The sequence below is a fragment of the Novosphingobium decolorationis genome (assembly GCF_018417475.1).
GTDB classification, from domain to species: domain Bacteria; phylum Pseudomonadota; class Alphaproteobacteria; order Sphingomonadales; family Sphingomonadaceae; genus Novosphingobium; species Novosphingobium decolorationis.
Window position 1 is genome coordinate 4,579,193 of sequence record NZ_CP054856.1, and the last position, 19,312, is coordinate 4,598,504.

The 19,312-nt window shown below is 66.8% G+C and carries 16 protein-coding genes; 6 read left to right on the forward strand and 10 right to left on the reverse strand.

The genetic code is table 11. The annotated features are described in order from the left end of the window. The first annotated feature begins 309 nt into the window (after positions 1–309). The gene (locus HT578_RS21210) at positions 310–1,236 is read left to right on the forward strand and encodes an N-formylglutamate amidohydrolase (RefSeq protein WP_239026402.1); all 927 of its coding nucleotides are present in this window, start codon (positions 310–312) and stop codon (positions 1,234–1,236) included. A 404-nt stretch (positions 1,237–1,640) separates the two neighbouring features. On the opposite strand, the gene HT578_RS21215 is transcribed toward HT578_RS21210, so the two are convergent. Together HT578_RS21215 and HT578_RS21220 are read right to left on the reverse strand one after the other, a co-directional pair. Continuing rightward, on the reverse strand, positions 1,641–2,426 hold the full coding sequence (locus tag HT578_RS21215) for a SapC family protein (protein WP_213501353.1): 786 nt from the start codon (positions 2,424–2,426) through the stop codon (positions 1,641–1,643). Between the two features lie 106 nt (positions 2,427–2,532). Then, positions 2,533–3,969 carry an FAD-binding oxidoreductase gene (locus tag HT578_RS21220; protein ID WP_213501354.1) on the reverse strand — a complete coding sequence of 479 codons (1,437 nt, stop codon included), beginning with the start codon at positions 3,967–3,969 and terminating at the stop codon, positions 2,533–2,535. A 149-nt stretch (positions 3,970–4,118) separates the two neighbouring features. On the opposite strand from HT578_RS21220, the gene HT578_RS21225 reads away from it, so the two are divergent. Next, positions 4,119–4,709: a hypothetical protein gene (locus tag HT578_RS21225; RefSeq protein ID WP_213501355.1), complete on the forward strand. Its 591-nt coding sequence runs from the start codon at positions 4,119–4,121 to the stop codon at positions 4,707–4,709. Between the two features lie 153 nt (positions 4,710–4,862). Continuing rightward, on the forward strand, positions 4,863–6,290 hold the full coding sequence (locus HT578_RS21230; RefSeq protein WP_213501356.1) for a DEAD/DEAH box helicase: 1,428 nt from the start codon (positions 4,863–4,865) through the stop codon (positions 6,288–6,290). 25 nt (positions 6,291–6,315) lie between these two features. Here HT578_RS21230 and HT578_RS21235 read toward each other — a convergent pair whose 3' ends face one another. After that, positions 6,316–7,857 carry a M20/M25/M40 family metallo-hydrolase gene (locus HT578_RS21235; RefSeq protein WP_213501357.1) on the reverse strand — a complete coding sequence of 514 codons (1,542 nt, stop codon included), beginning with the start codon at positions 7,855–7,857 and terminating at the stop codon, positions 6,316–6,318. 178 nt (positions 7,858–8,035) lie between these two features. On the opposite strand from HT578_RS21235, the gene HT578_RS21240 reads away from it, so the two are divergent. Beyond that, entirely contained in the window at positions 8,036–9,457 is a 1,422-nt protein-coding gene (locus tag HT578_RS21240; RefSeq protein ID WP_213501358.1) for a carboxylesterase/lipase family protein, read from the forward strand. Between the two features lie 58 nt (positions 9,458–9,515). Here the strand turns inward: HT578_RS21240 and HT578_RS21245 are convergent, their stop codons facing one another. After that, positions 9,516–11,816 carry an ATP-dependent helicase gene (locus HT578_RS21245; RefSeq protein ID WP_213504548.1) on the reverse strand — a complete coding sequence of 767 codons (2,301 nt, stop codon included), beginning with the start codon at positions 11,814–11,816 and terminating at the stop codon, positions 9,516–9,518. A gap of 313 nt (positions 11,817–12,129) precedes the next feature. On the opposite strand from HT578_RS21245, the gene HT578_RS21250 reads away from it, so the two are divergent. After that, positions 12,130–12,288 (forward strand): hypothetical protein, encoded by a 159-nt coding sequence (locus tag HT578_RS21250; protein WP_213501359.1) that lies wholly within the window; start codon positions 12,130–12,132, stop codon positions 12,286–12,288. Positions 12,289–12,373: 85 nt separating this feature from the next. Here the strand turns inward: HT578_RS21250 and rsmD are convergent, their stop codons facing one another. After that, positions 12,374–12,943 (reverse strand): 16S rRNA (guanine(966)-N(2))-methyltransferase RsmD, encoded by a 570-nt coding sequence (gene rsmD, locus HT578_RS21255; protein ID WP_213501360.1) that lies wholly within the window; start codon positions 12,941–12,943, stop codon positions 12,374–12,376. 13 nt (positions 12,944–12,956) lie between these two features. After that, entirely contained in the window at positions 12,957–13,955 is a 999-nt protein-coding gene (locus HT578_RS21260) for a pseudouridine synthase (protein WP_422394361.1), read from the reverse strand. Between the two features lie 155 nt (positions 13,956–14,110). Here HT578_RS21260 and HT578_RS21265 point away from each other — a divergent pair, with 155 nt between their 5' ends. Further along, entirely contained in the window at positions 14,111–15,382 is a 1,272-nt protein-coding gene (locus tag HT578_RS21265) for an AmpG family muropeptide MFS transporter (RefSeq protein WP_213501361.1), read from the forward strand. A gap of 22 nt (positions 15,383–15,404) precedes the next feature. Here HT578_RS21265 and HT578_RS21270 read toward each other — a convergent pair whose 3' ends face one another. Genes HT578_RS21270 through trpB form a run of 4 tightly spaced genes read right to left on the reverse strand, consistent with a single transcriptional unit; the run spans position 15,405 to position 19,068 of the window. Then, entirely contained in the window at positions 15,405–16,742 is a 1,338-nt protein-coding gene (locus HT578_RS21270; RefSeq protein WP_213501362.1) for a bifunctional folylpolyglutamate synthase/dihydrofolate synthase, read from the reverse strand. 27 nt (positions 16,743–16,769) lie between these two features. After that, complete coding sequence (gene trpA / locus HT578_RS21275; RefSeq protein WP_213501363.1) at positions 16,770–17,546, reverse strand: tryptophan synthase subunit alpha; 777 nt, start codon at positions 17,544–17,546, stop codon at positions 16,770–16,772. Then, on the reverse strand, positions 17,546–17,794 hold the full coding sequence (locus HT578_RS21280; RefSeq protein ID WP_039394344.1) for a hypothetical protein: 249 nt from the start codon (positions 17,792–17,794) through the stop codon (positions 17,546–17,548). Before HT578_RS21280 ends, trpA begins: the two co-directional genes overlap by 1 nt. Continuing rightward, complete coding sequence (gene trpB, locus HT578_RS21285; protein WP_052322581.1) at positions 17,791–19,068, reverse strand: tryptophan synthase subunit beta; 1,278 nt, start codon at positions 19,066–19,068, stop codon at positions 17,791–17,793. The genes HT578_RS21280 and trpB overlap by 4 nt, the downstream gene beginning before the upstream one ends. Positions 19,069–19,312: the final 244 nt, after the last annotated feature.

The following is a 19,312-nucleotide window of genomic DNA, read 5'->3' on the forward strand; positions in this document are numbered from 1 at the left end:
CCTCCCGATCCGATGTAATCGGACCAACCGCTCCAGATTATGGCTTCCCGCATATTCGGAATCATCAGGTGAATCCATCAAGCGGAAAAAATGCTCTGGGCGACTCGCCATAGCGCGGTTGGGGTTAAATTTCTTGCCCGGAATGGACCTCGGGCCCTGTCGGGGGAGGGCCTGTCCTGCAGGCCGTGCGACGGGGCTTTGACAGGGGCGCGGGAACGGGGCAGCGTTCGCCGCATGTCGCCTGTCCCCCATTCACCAGATTCGCCCTCCGGCCCGGATGCGCCGTCCCTCGCGCTTTCGGGAGGCAATGTGCCGGGGCATGCCGGGCGCCAGCCTGCCTACACGCTCCACGGCGGCGGTGCGGGGGAGATGCCGATCCTCTTGGCCGTGCCGCACGCGGGCAGGGCCTATCCCGAGGCGCTGCTGGGGGACCTGCGCGAAGCGGGGCAGGCCAGTGTGCGGCTGGAGGATCGCTTCGTCGATATTCTTGCGCGCGGCGTGGCCGAGGCAACCGGCGTCGACTTGCTCCTGGCCCACGCGCCGCGGGCGATGATCGATCTCAACCGCGCGCCCGAGGATGTCGACTGGGGCATGGTCGAACGCATGCCCGGCGAAAGGGTAGCGGGCGCATCGCGTGGAGTGCTTTCGCCGCGGGCGCGCAGTGGTCTTGGTCTCATTCCCCGGCGTCTGCCCGGTATTGGTGAATTGTGGCGCCGTTCGCTGCGCCGCGAGGAAGTCGAGGCCCGGATCGCGCAGGTCCATGCGCCCTACCACGCCGCGCTCGCGCAGCGTCTGGCGGAAATTCGCGCGCGCTGGGGCGTGGCGCTGCTGGTCGATCTGCATTCGATGCCGCCGCTCCAGGCCCGGCCCGGCCAGACCAGCGCCGAGATCGTGATCGGGGATCGCTTCGGGGCGAGTTGCCATGGCGCGGTCATCGCCGCGACCTTTGCCCATTTTGCCCGTTGCGGGCGCGCTGCAGCGCATAATCGGCCCTATGCCGGTGGCTATGTCCTCGACCGTCATGCTGCGCCCCGTCGCGGCATTCACGCGCTCCAGGTCGAGATTGACCGGACGTGCTATCTCGATGCGCAGATGCGCACGCCGAGCGCGGGCGTGGACGTTCTGGTGGAGCAGCTTGCAGGCCTGGTGCGGGTCCAGGCTGCGGCGGTCATGGAGCTGGCGCGCCCGCGCGGGGCTGAGGAGGGCGGCGAGGATTGGCCGCTCGCCGCGCAGTAGCCAAACGAGGTCTGGCGCCTCGCGCAGGCAGACCTAAAAAAACCACCCCGCGCGACGCGCGAGGTGGCCAAGGTTCAGGGAGGAGGTGCACATCGAGTGCACCAGCCGATCGGGCCATGAGGGTAGCGCCGATCAGGCTGGCTCCAACATAGCGAACCTTGTGCCGAGTTCAAGCGATTCTTCCACGCAAAAATTGCGCATCATGTCCAGTTAAAAAATCACGTGGTCGGATTATCAAATCCAATTGTGACATTTTTGTCATGAAGGGTTCGGTAACCTTCAAAAGCAGCGGCCCGGGCGGACTTCGCGTCTGCGTCGTCCACCCGGGCCGCGGGTATTTCCGGTCGGGCGCGAGGCCCTAGAGGGGTGCCTGGGATCCGGCGTGCCGGGTCAGGGCGCCCCGGTCAGGCGTTCGCGGCGGGAGCCTGCGCGGGGGCCTGCGGGCCCTTGCCCTGCTGCATCTGGCGGCCGAAGATGTCGCGCACCAGGTCGAGCGAGAAGAGGTGGGCGTAGATCAGCGCGAGGAGGCCATTCTGGTTCCACTGGCGCAGGATGTCGCCACGCACTTCGCGCAGCTTGTTCTCGTCGACCATCTTGAAGCCGCGGTAGTTGAAGGGCTGGCCGCCGCCGATGTCGATGTTGAGCTCACCGTCCATGAGCAGGTCGTGCTTCTTGAGCTCGGCCATGAAGTTGCCGGTCTTCGAACCCGCCATCTCGAAGTTCTCGCAGAACTTGAGCATGTTCTTGGTGGTGTCGGTCGGTTGGCCGTCGGCGAACAGGGCCTCGCCTTCCTCGATCTCGCCGATCAGGTCGCTGCTGGGGTCCACGCAAAGCGAAAGCTCTTCGCTGTCCGGACGCAGGCGCGCGAGCATGAAGGGGTAGCGACGCGCGTAAGCGGGGATGTAGACCGGGTTGGGAACCGTGCCGTCGTCCTCGACGAAGACGTTGACGCCCTCGTTCATGCCCATCAGCGCGAGCGGGATCGGCTGGTCGGAGCCGGTGAAGATGATCGGGAAGTGGCGCTGCGCCTGCGGGAACTCTTCGACGGTCAGGGGAATCGAGTTTACCCCGGCCAGCCAGGTCGCCTTGTCGGTCGAACGCGTCTTCCAGCTTGCGTGCTGCTGCGAATTGAGCGGCACCAGATCCTTGTAGAACAAGGGAAGGGATGGATTCTGTGGCGCAGTGGCCATTGCAATACTCTCCGCGATCGAGGTTTCAAAAAAGATCAGCGCGTGGCTTTAGTGGCTTGATTGCGGCCGTGCAAGCCGAGGGTTCCCGCCACTAGGGGACTTCTACTCAGTTCATCAACTTACCCGGGTTGAGGAGACCTTGCGGATCGAGCGCGGACTTGACTGCGCGCAGCAGCCCGAGTGCCACCGGGTCGGCCAGCCGGGCCAGTTCGTCGCGCTTGAGCTGGCCGATCCCGTGCTCGGCCGAAATCGAACCGTGCCACTGCGTGACCAGATCATGGACGCGCGCGCTGATGGCCTTGGCCTCACCCGCATACCAGGTGGCGGGATCGACGCCTTGGGGGGCAATCATGTGGAAGTGGACATTGCCATCGCCCAGGTGCCCGAAGGCGACCGCGCGTGTGCCGGGCCATTCGGCTTCGAGCTGGGGGCTGACCGTTTCGATGAAGCGGGGCATGTCCGCCACGGGCACCGAGATGTCGTGCTGGACGGCGGGCCCCTGGGCCCGCTCGGCGGGCGAGACGGATTCGCGCAAGGTCCAGAACGCCTCGGCCTGGGCCTCGCTGGCCGCGATCGTGGCATCAAGGACCACCCCGTCCTCGAGCGCGCACGCCAGCGCGGCTTCGCACTGGTCGCGCAAGTCCGTATCCGATCCTGCGGGCGCATCGCGCGCCGCGACCGCTTCGATGAGCACATGCCAGGGCGCGCGCGTGGCCAATGGCGCGCGGGCCTCGGGAAGGTATTCGAGCACGTGGTCGAGGCAGGGCTGGGGCAGCACCTCAAAACCCTCGACCGCACCCGGGAGCGTCTCCTCGCAGCGATGGAGAAGTTGGCGCGCGGCACCCAGCGAGGGAGCCGCCGCCCAGATCACCACCCGCTCACCGATGGCGGGCGCAAGCTGCAGTGTTGCCGCCGTGACGATACCCAGCGTGCCTTCCGCGCCGATGAATAGCTGCTTGAGGTCGAAACCGCGGTTGTCCTTGCGCAGCGGCGTCAGCGCCGAATAGACCTCGCCGCTGGCCAGCACCGCCTCGATCCCCAGCACCATGGCGCGCATCGAGCCATGGCGCAGCACTTGCGTGCCGCCGGCGTTGGTCGAGATGAGCCCGCCTACGGTGGCCGAGCCCTTGCCGCCCAGTGTCAGGGGAAAGCGCAAGCCTAGTGCCTCGGCGGCTTCGTGCAGGCTCTGGAGCACGACACCCGCTCCGCAGGTAACCCGTTGCTCGGCGACGTCGATAGCGCCCATCGTGTTCATCCGGCGCAGCGAGACGAGGAGCTGTTTCCCATCGGGGGAGGGGGTGGCGCCCCCCGACATGCCGCTGTTGCCGCCCTGGGGGACGAGCGCCACGCGATGCGCTGCGCACAGCTTCACGAGCGCGCTCAGCTGGGCTGTGTCAGCCGGCGAGGCGAGGGCAAGGCAGGCGCCGTGAAAGCGGCCGCGCCAGTCGGTCGTCCAGGGCGCGGTCAGGTCTGCATCGCGGGTCAGGCCGCGCGGGCCAAGCAGGGCGTCGGCCTCGGCGAGGAAGGTGTCGAAGGTGCTCATCTGCGCGGGTCTATGGCACAGCCCCCTGGCACTTTCATCCCTTCTTGCAGGAGCGCGCGGTTCGCGGGCGCAAGGTTCAGCAGGCGTTCAAGCTGTTGCGCTAGGGGTCGGCTTGCGGCATCACCGTGCGTCGGGGAAATGGGTCTGCAATGAGTTTCACATCCGTCCTGCTGATACCGCTGGCGTTTCTGGCGCCGGCGTCCTCGGCCTTGCAGCCGCGGGACAGTGGGGCGTGGGGGCATGAGACCACGCGTGCGCAGCTCTGGCCCGAAACGGTTGTTCCGGACGATGCGCCGGAGGCTCTTGCCTATCGCGAAGAGGAGATGCGCCGCGTGCAGCCGGAGCCGGCCTGGCAGGTGCGCATCGAGCGGCGCATGACGATCCGCATATCGCCACGTGGCCGGGCGCCGCTTCCCCCCGACATGCGCGGCATTGCCATGCCTGGCGGGCCGGGCGCGCCGCGCTACGAAGAGCGGCCCATGAGCAAGTGCGTTGCCGCTGCGGGAATCGCGGGGGTTCAGCCCGAACGCGGCAACCGCCTGATCTTCTTCATGCGTGACCGGCGCGTGGTGAGCGCGGAGCTCGACCATTCGTGCCGTGCCATGGATTTCTATTCCGGCTTCTATCTTGCGGGCAACGAAGACGGAAAGGTCTGCGTCAAGCGCGACAAGCTGCAATCGCGCAGTGGCACCAAATGCAGTCTGACCCGCATGCGCGAACTTGTCCGGATTCGGGACTGACGGCCATTCGTCCGCGAGTTCTGCGGATTTCCTTGACTTTTGTGCACCAATCGGACTAGGGGCCCGCAATCGTGATGCGCGGGTCCCAAGCGGCCGGTGCATTGCCAAGAACACACGTTGTCCCGCATCCCTTATCCGGAAAACTGAGCGTATATGAGCTTTGCCGACCTCGGCCTGTCTGACGAATTGCTGCAAGCGGTGGAAGCCGCGGGCTACAGCGAACCGACCCCGATTCAGGCGCAGGCGATCCCGCCGGTCCTCATGATGAAGGACCTCATCGGGATTGCGCAGACCGGCACCGGCAAGACCGCCAGTTTCGTTCTCCCGATGATCGACGTGCTCGCGCATGGCCGCCGCCGTGCGCTGATGCCGCGTTCGCTGATCCTGGAGCCGACGCGCGAACTCGCCGCGCAGGTGGCGGACAACTTCGTCAAGTACGGCAAGAACCACGACCTGCGCATGGCGCTGCTGATCGGCGGCGTCCAGATGGGCGAACAGGTCAAGGCGCTGCAGGAAGGCGTGGACGTCCTGATCGCGACGCCGGGCCGCCTGATGGACCTGTTCGAGCGGGGCAAGATCCTGCTTACGGGTTGCGAACTGCTGGTCATCGACGAAGCCGACCGCATGCTCGACATGGGCTTCATCCCCGACATCGAGACGATCTGCTCGAAGCTGCCGACCAACCGCCAGACGCTGCTGTTCTCGGCAACGATGCCGCCGGTCATCAAGAAGCTGGCCGATCGCTTCCTCGAGAATCCCAAGTACATCGAAGTCGCCCGTCCGGCCTCGACCAACACCAACATCGCCCAGTTCAAGGTGCCGGTCACCGCGCGCAAGAAGCGCGAGACGCTGCGCGAGATCCTGCGCACCGACAACGTGTCGACCGCGATCATCTTCTGCAACCGCAAGACGACCGTGCGTGAACTGGCCAAGAACCTGAAGCAGAACGGTTTTGCTGCTGGCGAGATCCATGGCGACATGGACCAGTCCTCGCGCATCGCCGAGCTCGACTGCTTCAAGTCGGGTGAGATCAACATTCTCGTCGCCTCCGACGTCGCCGCACGCGGCCTCGACGTGAAGGGCGTGAGCCACGTCTTCAACTACGACACGCCCTGGCATCCGGACGATTACGTCCACCGCATTGGCCGCACCGGCCGTGGCGGCGCTTCGGGCCGGGCCTTCACCCTCGTGACCCCGGACGATGCCGAGGCCGTGGAGAACGTCGAGAAGCTGACCGGTGGGGTGATCCCGCTGTTCGGCGAGGTTGCGGACAGCGCAGAAGCCGCTCCCGCTGGCGAAAAGGCGGAAGCCGCGCCCGCGCCGCGCAAGCGCGCCAGCCGCTCGAAGACGTCCACCAGGACCGCTGCGGCTCCGGCCAAGGCGAAGCCCGCTCCCAAGGCGGCGGCCAAGCCCGCTCCGGCCCCCGTGGTCGAGGAGACGGTCGAGACTGAGGCTCCCGCTCCCAAGGGCCGCGTGCCGCGTCGCCGGGCCGAGCCTCCGGTAGCCGCGCCCGCGCTCGAAGCGGCGGGCGACTGGAACGGTCCGATCCCGGACTTCCTCGCGGTTTCCGCCATTTCCTGAAACGAGCGTCCGACTGGCGCGCGCCTCAGGTGGTGCGTGCCAGCTGGTACATGAGTTCGACGAAGCCCAGGCTCGCACGGGACATCCCGGCGACCTTGGGGTTGGTCGAATCGATCACGAAATATTCGTCAGGCGCATGTGCGCCGCTGCCATGGCCGATGCCGAACTGTGTTGCCGGAATGGAAACCGGAGGCGCGGTGAAGACGGCGCCCGGCCAGGATCCAGCAAGGCGCGGGAACAGGTTCGCCTTCACGCCCATCGCCGCATAGGCTTCTTTCTGGGCGCGGATCAGGCGGGCGTTTTCAGCGACTTCGGTGGGATCGTAGCCTCCGGTCACCTTCATCTCGACATCGGGAAAACCATGGGCGTCGAGGTGCGCGCGCAACTTGCGTTCGGCCTCGGCCCGGGTCTGGTTGGGGACCAGGCGCAGGTCCAGCTTGGCGGCCGCGCGCCCGGGCAGGATCGTCTTGCCTCCGGGCCCGGTGTACCCCGCGACAAGCCCCTCGATGTTGACCGTGGGCTGGCTCGCCTGGCGGGCGATGGCCGCCTCGAAGGGCAGGTCATCAATCCAGTGGGTGACCCCCATCATCGCCTTGACCTTGGCCTCGTCGGTGTTCGCCGCCGACAGGGCGATCAGCTCCTTCTCGCGGGCGGTGAGCGGGCGCACGTTCTCGAACCAGCCGTCGATGACGGCGGTATTCCCGTCAGGCGTCACCAGCGTCTGGAGCGCCTGAACGAGGCGCCAGACCGGCGAATCGACGCTGGCCTTGTTGCTGGAATGGATGTCGCCGACCGGACCACGGCCCCAGGCTTCGCCGCTTGCAATGAGTTCGAGTTCGACCACGCCCTTGGCACCCAGGTTGATCGAGACTTCGCCATCGGGCCCCTGCCAGCAGGCGGGAATGAAGATCCCGGCGCACTTCTTCAGCGCGGGAAGCACCTTGGGATGGGTGGCGAGCTGCTTGAAGTGGGGCGAGCCGATTTCCTCCTCCCCTTCTGCGACGAGGACGAGATTTACAGGCGGCCTGATCCCGGCCCGGCGCATCGCGTGCAGCCCGGCGAGCAGCGTTGCCTGTGGGCCCTTCTGGTTGATCGCCCCGCGTCCGACCAGCGCCTGGCCCCAGCCCGGCTTGGCGATGATATGTCCCTCAAGCGGAGGTGAGGACCACTCAGCCGGGTCGAACTGCTTCACATCGTACATGAAGTAGAGCCCAAGCGTTGTCTCGGCGCCGTTGTCCATGACCCCGAAGACGCCCGGAAATCCATCGGTCGGCACGACTTCGACGTTCTCGACCCCGGCCTCGCGGGCAAGGCGCGCCATCATCTGCGCGCCGTCGGGCATGTTGCGGTTCTCCGCCGCGATCGAGGGCAGTGCGATCCATTCGCGCAGTCGGGCGATGTCCGCCTCGCGGCCCGCCTCAAGCTGGCGCAGGATTGCGCCTTGCGGCGTGTCGGCGGCAAGCGCGCGCGCGGGAAAGCTCAGCGCGCCGAGCGCGGGCAGCAGCAGTGAGGTGCCCAGCAGGCGGCGGCGGTCGAGCGACGGCGTGGTCGCGGTCGTGGTGTTCATGGCGGTCCTCCCCTCCGGACATGTGCTGCGCAGGATGCGCAGATGGTGGCGGGCTTGCAAGCCGGTCCATGGACAGCGCGCCTTTTTGCGCTTGCCTCCTGGCACGGGAACTCCACTCTGGCAGGTGCGATTGCAACGAACGGACGCGTCGACGTGCGTTCGAATGGAAGGGTTACTGATGAAAATTCCGATGGTTATGTCCGCTCTCGTGCTTGCGGGGCTGAGCGTTGCGGCCAGCGCGCAGGGGAGTGCTCCCACGGCCAAGGTCGAGACAGGTACTCTGGCCGGTGTGGCACAGGACGGGGTCCTGAGCTGGAAGGGCATTCCCTTCGCGGCCCCGCCGACGGGGGATCTGCGCTGGCGCGCGCCGCAGCCCGCCAAGGCCTGGTCGGGTGTGCGCCAGGCGACGAGTTATGCCTCGGACTGCATGCAGAAGCCCTTTGGCGGCGATGCCGCGCCGCTCGGCACGCCGCCTGCGGAGGACTGCCTTTACGCCAATGTCTGGCGCCCGGAGAAGGCCGAGGGCAAGCTGCCCGTCCTGGTGTGGATCTATGGTGGTGGCTTCATCAATGGCGGGGCTTCGCCCGCGACCTATTCGGGGGCGGAACTCGCGAAGAAGGGCGTGCTTGTCTTCAGCTTCAATTACCGCATCGGGCGCTTCGGCTTCTTCGCGCATCCCGCGCTGACCAAGGCCGATCCCGATGACGGCAAGCTGGTCAACTACGGCTACATGGACCAGATCGCCGCGCTCGAATGGGTGAAGCGCAACATTGCGGCCTTCGGCGGTGACCCGGACAACGTGACGATTGCGGGCGAGAGTGCGGGCGGAAACTCGGTCGACAACCTGTTGACGCTTCCCGCGGCCAAGGGCCTGTTCGACAAGGCGGTGGTCATGTCGGGTGGCAACGGCAAGGGCTTTACCAAGTCGAGCATGGAGACCGCGCACGAGGCTGGCGTGGCCTTTGCGAAGAAGAAGGGGATCACCGGCACGGGCCCCGCCGCTCTGGAAAAGCTGCGCGCGCTCTCGGGCGAGGACGTGGTCGATGGCCTCAACCTCATGGCGCTTTTTGCGCCGCAGGAAGGCCCTGTCACCTACACGCTGCCCGTCGTCGATGGTGTCACCGCCGCGCCCCAGCGTAGCAATTTCGAGAGCGGCGACTTCGCGCATGTCCCGGTGATGATCGGCGCGACGGCCGCCGACATCGGCGGGGTCGAGGGGCAGATGGTCGCGGGTGCGCGCAAGCTGGCCAAGGTCATCGGCGATCAGGGCGTGCCGGTCTACGAGTACCGCTTCTCCTATGTCGCCGATTCGGTGGCCGCGCCCGGAGCCCAGCACGCGACCGACATCCCCTTCTTCTTCGATACGCAGAGTGCGAAGTATGGGGAGGAGACAAGCGTGCGCGACAACGCGATGGGTGATGCGATGAGCAGCTATCTGGTCAATTTCGCCAAGACCGGCGCGCCGTCCACCGGCTGGGGCCTGCCGGCGTGGAAGCCCTATGCCGAGGCGAACGGCCAGATCATGGACTTCGCAACCGACGGCAAGGTCCACTTCCGCGAGGACCCCTGGCAGGCCGAGATCGACGCCGCGGACATGTGACGATCGGATAGAAAAGGGGCCGGAAGGGAAAACCTTTTCGGCCTTTTCTCAAAGTGTTTCAGGCGGGTTTTACGAAACTGTCGAGGACCCGCTTGGAGCCTGACTTCTCGAACTCGATCTCCAGCTTGTTGCCTTCCTGCGACGCGACGGTGCCGTAGCCGAACTTCTCGTGGAAGACGCGCGCGCCCACCTCGATGTCGGTGCGGGGCTTGGAGGCGAAGCTCGCCGCGCTGCGGGTGCTCTCCTTGACCCGCTTGGGGGCGGTGTCGAATTCGCGCTGGGCGGCGCGCTGCCAGCCCGGCCCGCGCGTAACGGTACGGCCCGGTTGCATGCGGGCGACGTCGGCGAAGGGATCGGCGTGCTCGGACCATTGCGCGCGCCAGAGCGAGGCGCCGCCTGACAGCGTGGTCTCGCTCTCGATCTGGTCCTCGGGCAGCTCGGCGATGAAGCGCGAGGGGATCGAACTGGTCCACTGGCCGTAGATGCGCCGGTTCGCCGCATGAAGGATGGTGCACTTGCGGCGCGCACGGGTGATCGCGACGTAGGCGAGGCGGCGCTCTTCCTCGAGGCTGGCCAGCCCGCCTTCGTCGAGCGAGCGCTGCGAGGGGAACACGCCGTCCTCCCAGCCGGGCAGGAACACGTTGTCGAATTCCAGGCCCTTGGCCGCGTGCATGGTCATGATCGTGACCTTCTCCTCATCGTCGCGCGCGTCATTGTCCATGACAAGGCTGACGTGTTCGAGGAAGTCGCCGAGGCTGTCGTACTCTTCCATGGCGCGGGCGAGTTCGACGAGGTTTTCGAGGCGTCCGCTAGCCTCGGGCGTGCGTTCGGCCTGGAGTGCGTCGGTGTAGCCACTCTCGTCGAGGGCGGTGCGGATGAGGTCGGCGGGCCCTTCTTCCCTGGCCATGTCGCGCCAGCGCGCGAAATCGCGCATCAGCGAAAGCAGTGTGTTGCGTGCGCGGGCGGGCAGTTCGTCGGTGTCGCAGATTTCAAGCGCGGCCTTGGCGAGCGGGATGCCTCGGCGGCGTGCCAGCAGGTGCAGCTTTTCCAGCGCCTTGGCCCCGAGCCCCCGCTTGGGCGTGTTGTAGATGCGCTCAAACGCGAGGTCGTCGGCAGGCTGGGCAATGACGCGCAGATAGGCGAGGGCATCGCGGATTTCCGCGCGTTCGTAGAAGCGGAAACCCCCAACGATGCGGTACTTCATCCCGATCGAGATGAAGCGGTCCTCGAACTCGCGGGTCTGGTATTGCGCGCGCACGAGGATCGCGATCTGGTCGAGCGGGGCGCCTTCGCGTTCGAGGCGCTCGATCTCGTCGCCCACCCGGCGCGCTTCCTCCGGCGCGTCCCAGACGCCGACGACGTGCAGCTTGTCGCCGCCATGGCGCTCGGTCCAGAGCGTCTTGCCGAGGCGCTGCGTGTTCTCGTCGATGAGGCCCGAGGCGGCGGCCAGGATCTGCGGCGTGGAGCGGTAGTTCTGTTCGAGCCGGATCACCTTGGCGCCCGGAAAGTCCTTTTCAAAGCGCAGGATATTGGCGACTTCGGCGCCGCGCCAGGAATAGATCGACTGGTCGTCATCGCCCACCACGCAGATGTTGCGGCGGTGCTGGGCGATCAGGCGCAGCCACAGGTACTGGACCTGGTTGGTGTCCTGGTATTCGTCCACCATGACGTACTTGAAGCGCTGCTGGTACTGTTCGAGGACGTCGCGATGCTCGCGCAGGATGTTGAGCATGTGGAGCAGGAGGTCGCCGAAGTCGCAGGCGTTCACCGCTTTCAGGCGCTCCTGGTACATATGATAGAAATGCTGGCCCTTGCCCTCGGCGTAGGCCTCGTTCTCGCGCGCGTCGAGATCGCGCGGGTTGAGGCCACGGTTCTTCCAGCGGTCGATACACCCGGCCAGTTGCTTGGCGGGCCAGCGCTTCTCGTCGATCCCCTCCGCCTGGATGAGCTGCTTGAGGAGGCGCAGCTGATCGTCGGTGTCGATGATCGTGTAGTTCGATTCCAGGCCCACCAGTTCGGCATGGCGGCGCAGCATCTTGGCCGCGATGGCGTGGAACGTGCCGAGCCAGGGCATCCCTTCGACCGCGGGCCCAACCAGCTGGCCGACGCGTTCGCGCATCTCGCGCGCGGCCTTGTTGGTGAAGGTGACGCACAGGATCTCGCTCGGCCAGGCGAGGCGGCTCTGGACGAGATAGGCGAGGCGCCGGGTGAGGGCTGAGGTCTTGCCCGTGCCGGCGCCCGCCAGCATCAGGACCGGTCCCTCCGTCGTCAGGACGGCTTCGCGCTGGGGCTCGTTCAGTCCGGCGATGAGGGGATTGGACGCGTCGGCGCCTGCTGGATGGGCGGGCGCGGCGGGCAGGGGGGAATGGCTCTCGGTCACACGTGAACAACTAGGGAACGGATTAACCCGGTGCAAGGTCGCTTCGTCGCCGTCCCGGAACAATTCCCCCGGCCAATGCGTCGAAATGGAGTGATCGGCCCCGGGATGTACGGCGGTCCGCCAGCGCGGGAAGGCGGCTGCGGGCTGCGTGTAAGGGGCTTTAAGAAATGGGAGTAAGATTATGAAGAAAAGTCTTATTGCTTGCGCCGCTGCGGCGGCCGTACTGCCCCTTTGCGCTCAGGCGCAGAGCGCATCGGCATCTCCTGAGGTCGTCGAGAAGGACGCGCGCGGGGTGGCTGCGAAGGTTCGGGTCGAGGGCAAGGTCTACGACGTGTGCCGCGGTGAGGCCACTGATGGCTGTATCAATCCGCGCGAGGCCGGGCTCAACTTCGGCAACCGCCCGCTCGACCATTATCCCGAGGACAAGGGGCAGGAGATGCCCGCATCCTGATTTCATCAGGACAGTTCCAGCAAAAAGGGCGCCGGTTCTTCCGGCGCCCTTTTTCGTTTCAAGAAAGTGCTTTGCGGCTTGTTCCTCAGACCTTGCGCAAGATGTGGAGGCGGGCCTTGCCGACATCGCGGGTCGCCTCGACCTCGAAGCCGCGCACGGAAATGCTCTCGTCCCGGGCGGTCTCGATCGAGACCCAGGTCGCTTCATTGATCCAGCCCAGCCGCGCCAGCTTGTCGGCCGCGACCGCGCCCGCGCCGGTGTCGTAGGGCGGGTCGAGCAGGACGAGATCGAGAGCCTCTTTCGCCGTTCCCAGCGCGAGCGCGGAGACCGGGCGGACGTCGCTGCGGTCCTGCGCCTTGAGGTTGGCGATGTTGCGTCGGATCGCGCGGATCGCGGCGGCATCCTGGTCAACGAAGAGGCAATGCGCCGCCCCGCGCGAGAGCGCTTCGAGGCCAAGCGCGCCCGAGCCCGCGAAAAGGTCGGCCACCTTGAGCCCCTCGAAGGTGCCAAGCCGGCTCGCCAGCATCGAGAACAGCGTCTCGCGCGTGCGGTCGGCGGTGGGGCGGGTGGTGTCGCCCTCAGGAGTGGCGAGCTTGCGCCCGCGCCATTCGCCCGCGACGATGCGCAGGCCGGTCCGGGTGGCCGGTCCCTTCATGTCGTGTGCTCCCTCAGCCCTTGGCGCGGTCGATCTCGCGGCGGAAGCGGTCGAGCACTTTCGCGTCGATCTCGACGGCGGCGCCCTTGGGCAGCTCGTCGAGCGCGAAGGGGCCGTAACCGATGCGGATCAGGCGGCTGACCTTGAGGCCGAAGTGTTCGAGCACGCGGCGCACTTCGCGGTTCTTGCCCTCGGTGAGCGTCATCTCGATCCAGCGGTTGCGCCCGGCGCCGCGCTCCATGTTGGCGTCGATCTTGCCGTAACGCACGCCGTCGATCTCGACGCCCTCGATGAGGCTTTCGAGCTGTTCCTGCGTGATGTCGCCGAAGGCGCGGGCGCGGTAGGTGCGCGGAACGCCGGTCGAGGGCAGTTCCAGCGCGCGCTTGAACTCGCCATCGTTGGTGAGCAGCAGCAGGCCTTCGGTGTTGAAGTCGAGGCGGCCCACCGGCATCACGCGGCCCGCATCCTTGGGCAGGGCGTTGCGCAGCGCGGCGTAGATGGTGGGGCGACCGGCCGGGTCGCGCTCGGCGGTGATGAGGCCTGCGGGCTTGTGGAAGGCGAACAGGCGCGTGGCGTCCGCTTCCTTGACCGGATTGCCATCGACGGTGACGCCCGCGAGCGAGGTCAGCACGGTCGAGGGGGTCTCGACCAGCTCATCGTTCAGCTTCACGCGGCCTTCGGCGATCATGCGCTCGGCCTCACGGCGGCTCGCAACCCCGGCGCGGGCCAGCAGCTTGGCGATGCGATCGCCTTCGCGCGCGGGCATGTTCGGGTCCTTGGGCGTGGGACCGGCAGGCCTGGGCTTGCCGAAGCTGCGCGGGCGCGAACCGGCGCCGCCCTTGCGTTCGTTGAAGGGGCCGTCGCGGCGGGGCTCGTCGGAGGAGCGGCCACCCGAACGGGGGCCACGCGAAGGGCCGCGAGCAGGGCCACGCCCTTCGGAGCGGCGCGAATCGGATCCGCGCGAATCGGATCCGTAGGAGGAGCCGCCGGATTTGCGAGGTGGTTTGGACATCCGCCGCCCCATACCTGTTGATCGCGCCTTCATCCAGCCTTCCCTTCACGCGGCGCGTCGTTAAGTTGCGCGCATGATCATGACGAAAAGGATCGAGTGTGACCGCGCAGACGACTAACCAACGACGCGGCCTATGGAATTCGGTCCGGCCCTACATGGAAAAGGAGTCCGTCGCGGCCTTCATGCTGGGGGTGTCCTCGGGCTATCCCTTCGCGCTTCTGGCGGCGACGCTGACCACGCGCCTGGCGCAGGACGGGATCGAGAAATCGACGATCACGACCTTTGCGCTGGCCTTCTTCGTCTACAACCTCAAGCCGCTGTGGGCCTGGGTGATCGACGGAGTTTCGCTGCCCGTGATCGGACGCCTGGGGCAGCGGGTCTCCTGGATGCTGGTGGTGGGGCTGCTCGTCATGGCCGCCAACCTCAACCTGGCGCTGGTCGATCCCGGCAAGGACATCGCCGGGACCGCGCTGGCGGCCGTCCTGATGGGGCTGGCGGGTGCGACGTTCGACATCGTGATCGACGCCTACCGCATCGAGACCCTGAAGCCTTACCAGCTGGGAACCGGCTCGGGGATGAGCCAGTATGGCTGGCGCATCGGTTCGGGGCTCGCCGCCTCGCTCGCGCTGGTCGTCGCGGCGCGTTCGGACTGGCACCTGGCCTATGCGGTCTGCGCGGTCTTCGCGCTGCCCGCGATGCTGACCGCGCTTATCGTGGGCGAGCCCGAGCGTCACAAGGTCGTGCGCGACAAGAAGGGCATGGGCGAGATCTGGGCCTCGATCGCGGGCCCCTTCGCCGAGTTCTTCCAGCGCAAGGGGGCTTTCCTCGTCCTGGCCTTCATCCTCGTTCACAAGATCGGCGATACGCTGGCGAACCTGACCTTTCGCCTGCTGTTCGATGACCTTGGCTTCTCCAACGACGAGATCGCGCTCTACGACGTGGGGATCGGGTTCTGGGCGCTCATCGTCGGTGTGTTCGTGGGCGGCGTGATCTATGCGCGCATGGGCCTCAAGCGCTCGGTGCTGATTGCGCTGGTGCTGATGGCGGTCTCCAACCTCAGCTTCGCGATGCTGGCCGCTGCGGGTCACTCGAACGTGGGCATGGCGCTTGCCATCGGCTTCGAGAACTTTGCGAGCGGCTATGGCGGTGTGGTCGTGGTGGCCTACTTCTCGGCGCTCTGCGACCTGCGCTTCACGGCGGCCCAGTACGCGCTGATCTCGGCTGGGGCGAGCGTCGTCGGGCGCTTTCTCACCGGAACCACGGCGGGCGCGCTGATCGAGGCGATGGGCTATGTGAACTTCTATCTGGCGACCACCGTGGCAGCCCTGCCGGGCATCGCGATCTTCGCGGTGATGATGGCGACCGGCCTTGTCGACGATGCCATGGGCACGGCCGGCGAAGTGGGCGAGGGCGACGCGCGCGACTGAGCGCGCTGGCCCTCCCAGCCGCTCAGTCGGGAAGCTGGTGGTTCGCCGCCAGCACGGTGCCTGCAAGGTAGAGCGAGCCGCCGATAAGGACGACCTCGCCTTCCTTCACGTCGAGCCCTTCAAGGGCGGCACGCACGCCTGCAGCGCTCGTTGCCTCGGGGGAGAGGGCGTAGTCGAAATCCTCCGCACCGTGCCACTCGTGGCCGGGAACCGGAACCACGGTTACGCTGGCGAGCTGAGCGGCGAGCGGACGGATCAGCGCGTAGGGGTCCTTGTTCGCGAGCATGCCGATGACGAGGTGGACGTACGGGCGCGGCTCGCGGAAATGCTGGGCAAGCGCGTTGCCCGCATCGGGGTTGTGCCCGCCATCGAGCCAGCACGGGGTGCCCTCGGGCAGCAGCGCAGTCAGCGGACCCGCCTCAAGCCGTTGCAGGCGCGCAGGCCAGCGCGCCCAGTCCATCGCCGCAGCGAGCGCGGCGTCGGGGATGGCAATCGCGTCCTGGTGGCGCAGCATGGCAACGGCAAGGCCTGCATTGATCGTCTGGTGCGGACCGGAGAGGCGCGGGCGCGGCAGGTGCAGCAGGCCCTTGTGGTCCTGGTAGGAGAAGCCGTCCGGTTCGGGCGCGGTCGACCAGTCCGAGCCTGCGCGCACGACGTATGTCCCGGCGCGTTCGGCCTGGGCCTCCACGGTCTCGTTCATGCCCGGGCCGTAGCTCAGGGTGACGAGCGCGGCGCCCGCCTTGGCAATGCCCGCCTTCTCGAAGGCAATGCGCGCGAAAGGATCGTCCGGGGTGCCTTCGCTCGGCGAAAGCAGGAACTGCTCGTGGTCGATGCCCAGCGCCGCGATGCCGCAGACGAGGGGATCGGGAATGACATTGGTGGCATCGAGCCGCCCGCCCAGGCCCACCTCGAAGATGCAGGCGTCCGCAGGAATGCGCGAGAATGCCAGGAAGGCGGCCGCTGTCGAAATCTCGAAGAAGCTGGCACCGATGCCGTGGGTCTCGGCCACGTCGAACACTTCGGCGAGCAATTCGGCGAGCAGCTCGTCCGAGATCAGTGTGCCCGCGACGCGGATGCGCTCGTTGAAGCGCACCAGGTGCGGGCTGGTGAAGACGTGGACGGTCTTGCCCGCCGCTTCGAGCGCGGCGCGCAGGAACGCGCAGGTCGATCCCTTGCCGTTGGTTCCCGCGACGTGGAAGACCGGCGGGAGCGCGCGCTCGGGATGGCCGAGATGCGCGCACAGGTCCTTGATGACGTCGAGCCCGAGGCGGCCCTGCGGGACCGACAGCGCGGCAAGACGGTCAAGCTGGGTCTGGACGGCCGGGGCTTCCGAGACCGCGAAGTCGTTGGGGCGGGACATGGCTGTTCGGGCGTGCCTTCAGGGCGCTCAGCGCGCGGAGTGGACGGCCTCGGCCAGCGCCGAGGTGAGTTCGCGCAAAGGCCCGGCGGCCTTGTCGCCATGCTCCTTGACGAGATCGACGAAGGCCGAGCCCACGACAACACCGTCCGCGACCTTGGCGATGGCGCTTGCCTGTTCGGGCGTACGCACACCGAAGCCAACCGCGACGGGAATGTCGCTGGCGGCCTTGAGCCTCGCCACGGCGTCCTCGATCGAGGTCTGGGCCGCGGTCTGCGTGCCGGTGATCCCGGCAACCGAGACGTAGTAGAGGAAGCCCGAGGAGCCTTCGAGAACGGCGGGAAGCCGCGCGGCGTCGGTGGTGGGGGTGGCCAGGCGGATCAGCGAGATCCCCGCAGCGCGCAGCGCCGGGCCGAGCTCGGCGTCCTCTTCGGGCGGAATGTCGACGCAGATCACACCGTCGACACCGGCCTTGGCGCATTCGGCGGCAAACCAGTCTGGCCCGCGCGCGATCATCGGGTTGGCGTAGCCCATCAGCACCAGCGGCACGTCCGGGTGGCGCTGGCGGAAGCCGGTGGCGAGCTCGAAGATGTCCTTGGTCTTCGTGCCCTTGCCGAGCGCGCGGATGTTGGCCTGCTGGATGGCATCGCCATCGGCCATGGGATCGGTGAAGGGCATGCCCAGCTCGATCACGTCGGCGCCGCCCGCAACGAGCGCGTCGAGGTTGGCGGCGGTGTCCCCATCGCCCCCGGTGATGAAGGTGACGAGGGCCGGGCCCTTGGCGAAGGCGTTTTCGAAGCGGGTCATCAGGTAAACAGGCTCTTTCGGGTCATGCGAAGGATACCGGCAGTCAGGAATACGAAAATGCCGAGATAGCCCAGGCTGATGCCGATGTTCAGCCAGGTGCCCCTGAAGGCGAAGGCCCAGTAGTAGCGCGAGGACGAGAGGTCGATCGAGCGGCGCTGGACCAGTTCGGCGAAGACGAAGATGGCGGGAAAGACCGCCATCCACAGGATCAGGGCGTCGACCAGAGGCCGCTGCCAGCCCTTGGTCACAGCTCGACGTCCAGCGCCTCGGCCACCGTGAAGATGTCCTTGTCGCCGCGGCCCGAGACATTGACGACGAGAAGCTGGTCCTCGTCCATTTCGGCTGTGAGCTGGGGCAGGGCAGCGAGCGCGTGGGCGCTTTCGAGCGCGGGGATGATCCCCTCGAGCGCGCAGCACAGCTGGAAGGCTTCGAGCGCCTCGCCATCGGTGATCGGCACGTAGTCGACCCGGCCCGATTCGTGCAGCCAGGAATGCTCGGGGCCAAGGCCGGGATAATCGAGACCGGCCGAGATCGAGTGCGCCTCGGTGATCTGCCCGTCCTCGTCCTGGAGCAGGTAGGTCTTGTTGCCGTGCAGGATGCCGGGCTTGCCGCCCGTCAGCGAAGCGGCGTGCTTGTCGGTATCGACGCCGTGGCCGCCCGCCTCGATGCCGGTCATCTGGACGTCCGGATCGTCGAGGAAGGGATGGAACAGGCCGATCGCGTTCGAGCCCCCACCCACGGCCGCCACGAGACGGTCGGGCAGGCGGCCTTCCTTCTCCAGCATCTGCTCGCGCGTTTCCTTGCCGATGATCGACTGGAAGTCGCGCACGAGCTCGGGATAGGGGTGCGGACCGGCGGCGGTGCCGATAATGTAGAAGGTGTCATGCACGTTCGCGACCCAGTGGCGCAGCGCATCGTTCATCGCGTCCTTCAGCGTCATCGCGCCGCTTGTCACGGGGACGACTTCGGCGCCCAGCAGCTTCATGCGGAAGACGTTGGGCTTCTGGCGCTCGACGTCGGTCGCGCCCATGAAGATCGTGCAAGGCAGGCCAAAGCGCGCCGCCACGGTCGCGGTCGCGACACCGTGCTGGCCCGCGCCCGTCTCGGCAATGATCTTCGTCTTGCCCATGCGCATCGCAAGCAGGATCTGGCCGATGCAGTTGTTGATCTTGTGCGCGCCGGTGTGGTTCAGCTCCTCGCGCTTGAAGTAGATCTTCGGGCCCTTTCCAGCGGGCGCCTTCGCGCGCCAGTGCTCGGTCATGCGCGGTGCGTAGTAGAGCGGGCTGGGGCGGCCGACGAAGTCCTTCATCAGCGAATCGAATTCCGACCAGAATGCGGGATCGTCCTGCGCCTTGCGGTACTCCTTCTCGAGATCGAGAATGAGCGGCATGAGCGTTTCGGCGACGTAGCGACCGCCGAACTGGCCGAAGTGGCCGGAGGCGTCGGGCAGGGCGCGCCACGAGTTCACCTGGTCGGCTGCCAGAGGGCTCGCGGGGCGGTTCACAGGCGTTTGGTCAGTCATAGTGAGGGCGGATTGGCAGAGCCGCGCGGACCTGTCCAGCGGGATCGCGTGCTGGGGAGGACCGCTGTGTTTTCAATTGCAAGGAGTGCAATTGCCGGCACATTCAATGCAATAATGTGTCTCGATGCCGCAGAATTGTGACGTCTTGAGGACAGAAAGGAATATTTCGTTCATCTGGCCGACAGGTTGGAAGGCGCAGCGGCGCTCCTGCCCCGCAAGAGGGACACCCCCCGCCGAGGGTCGG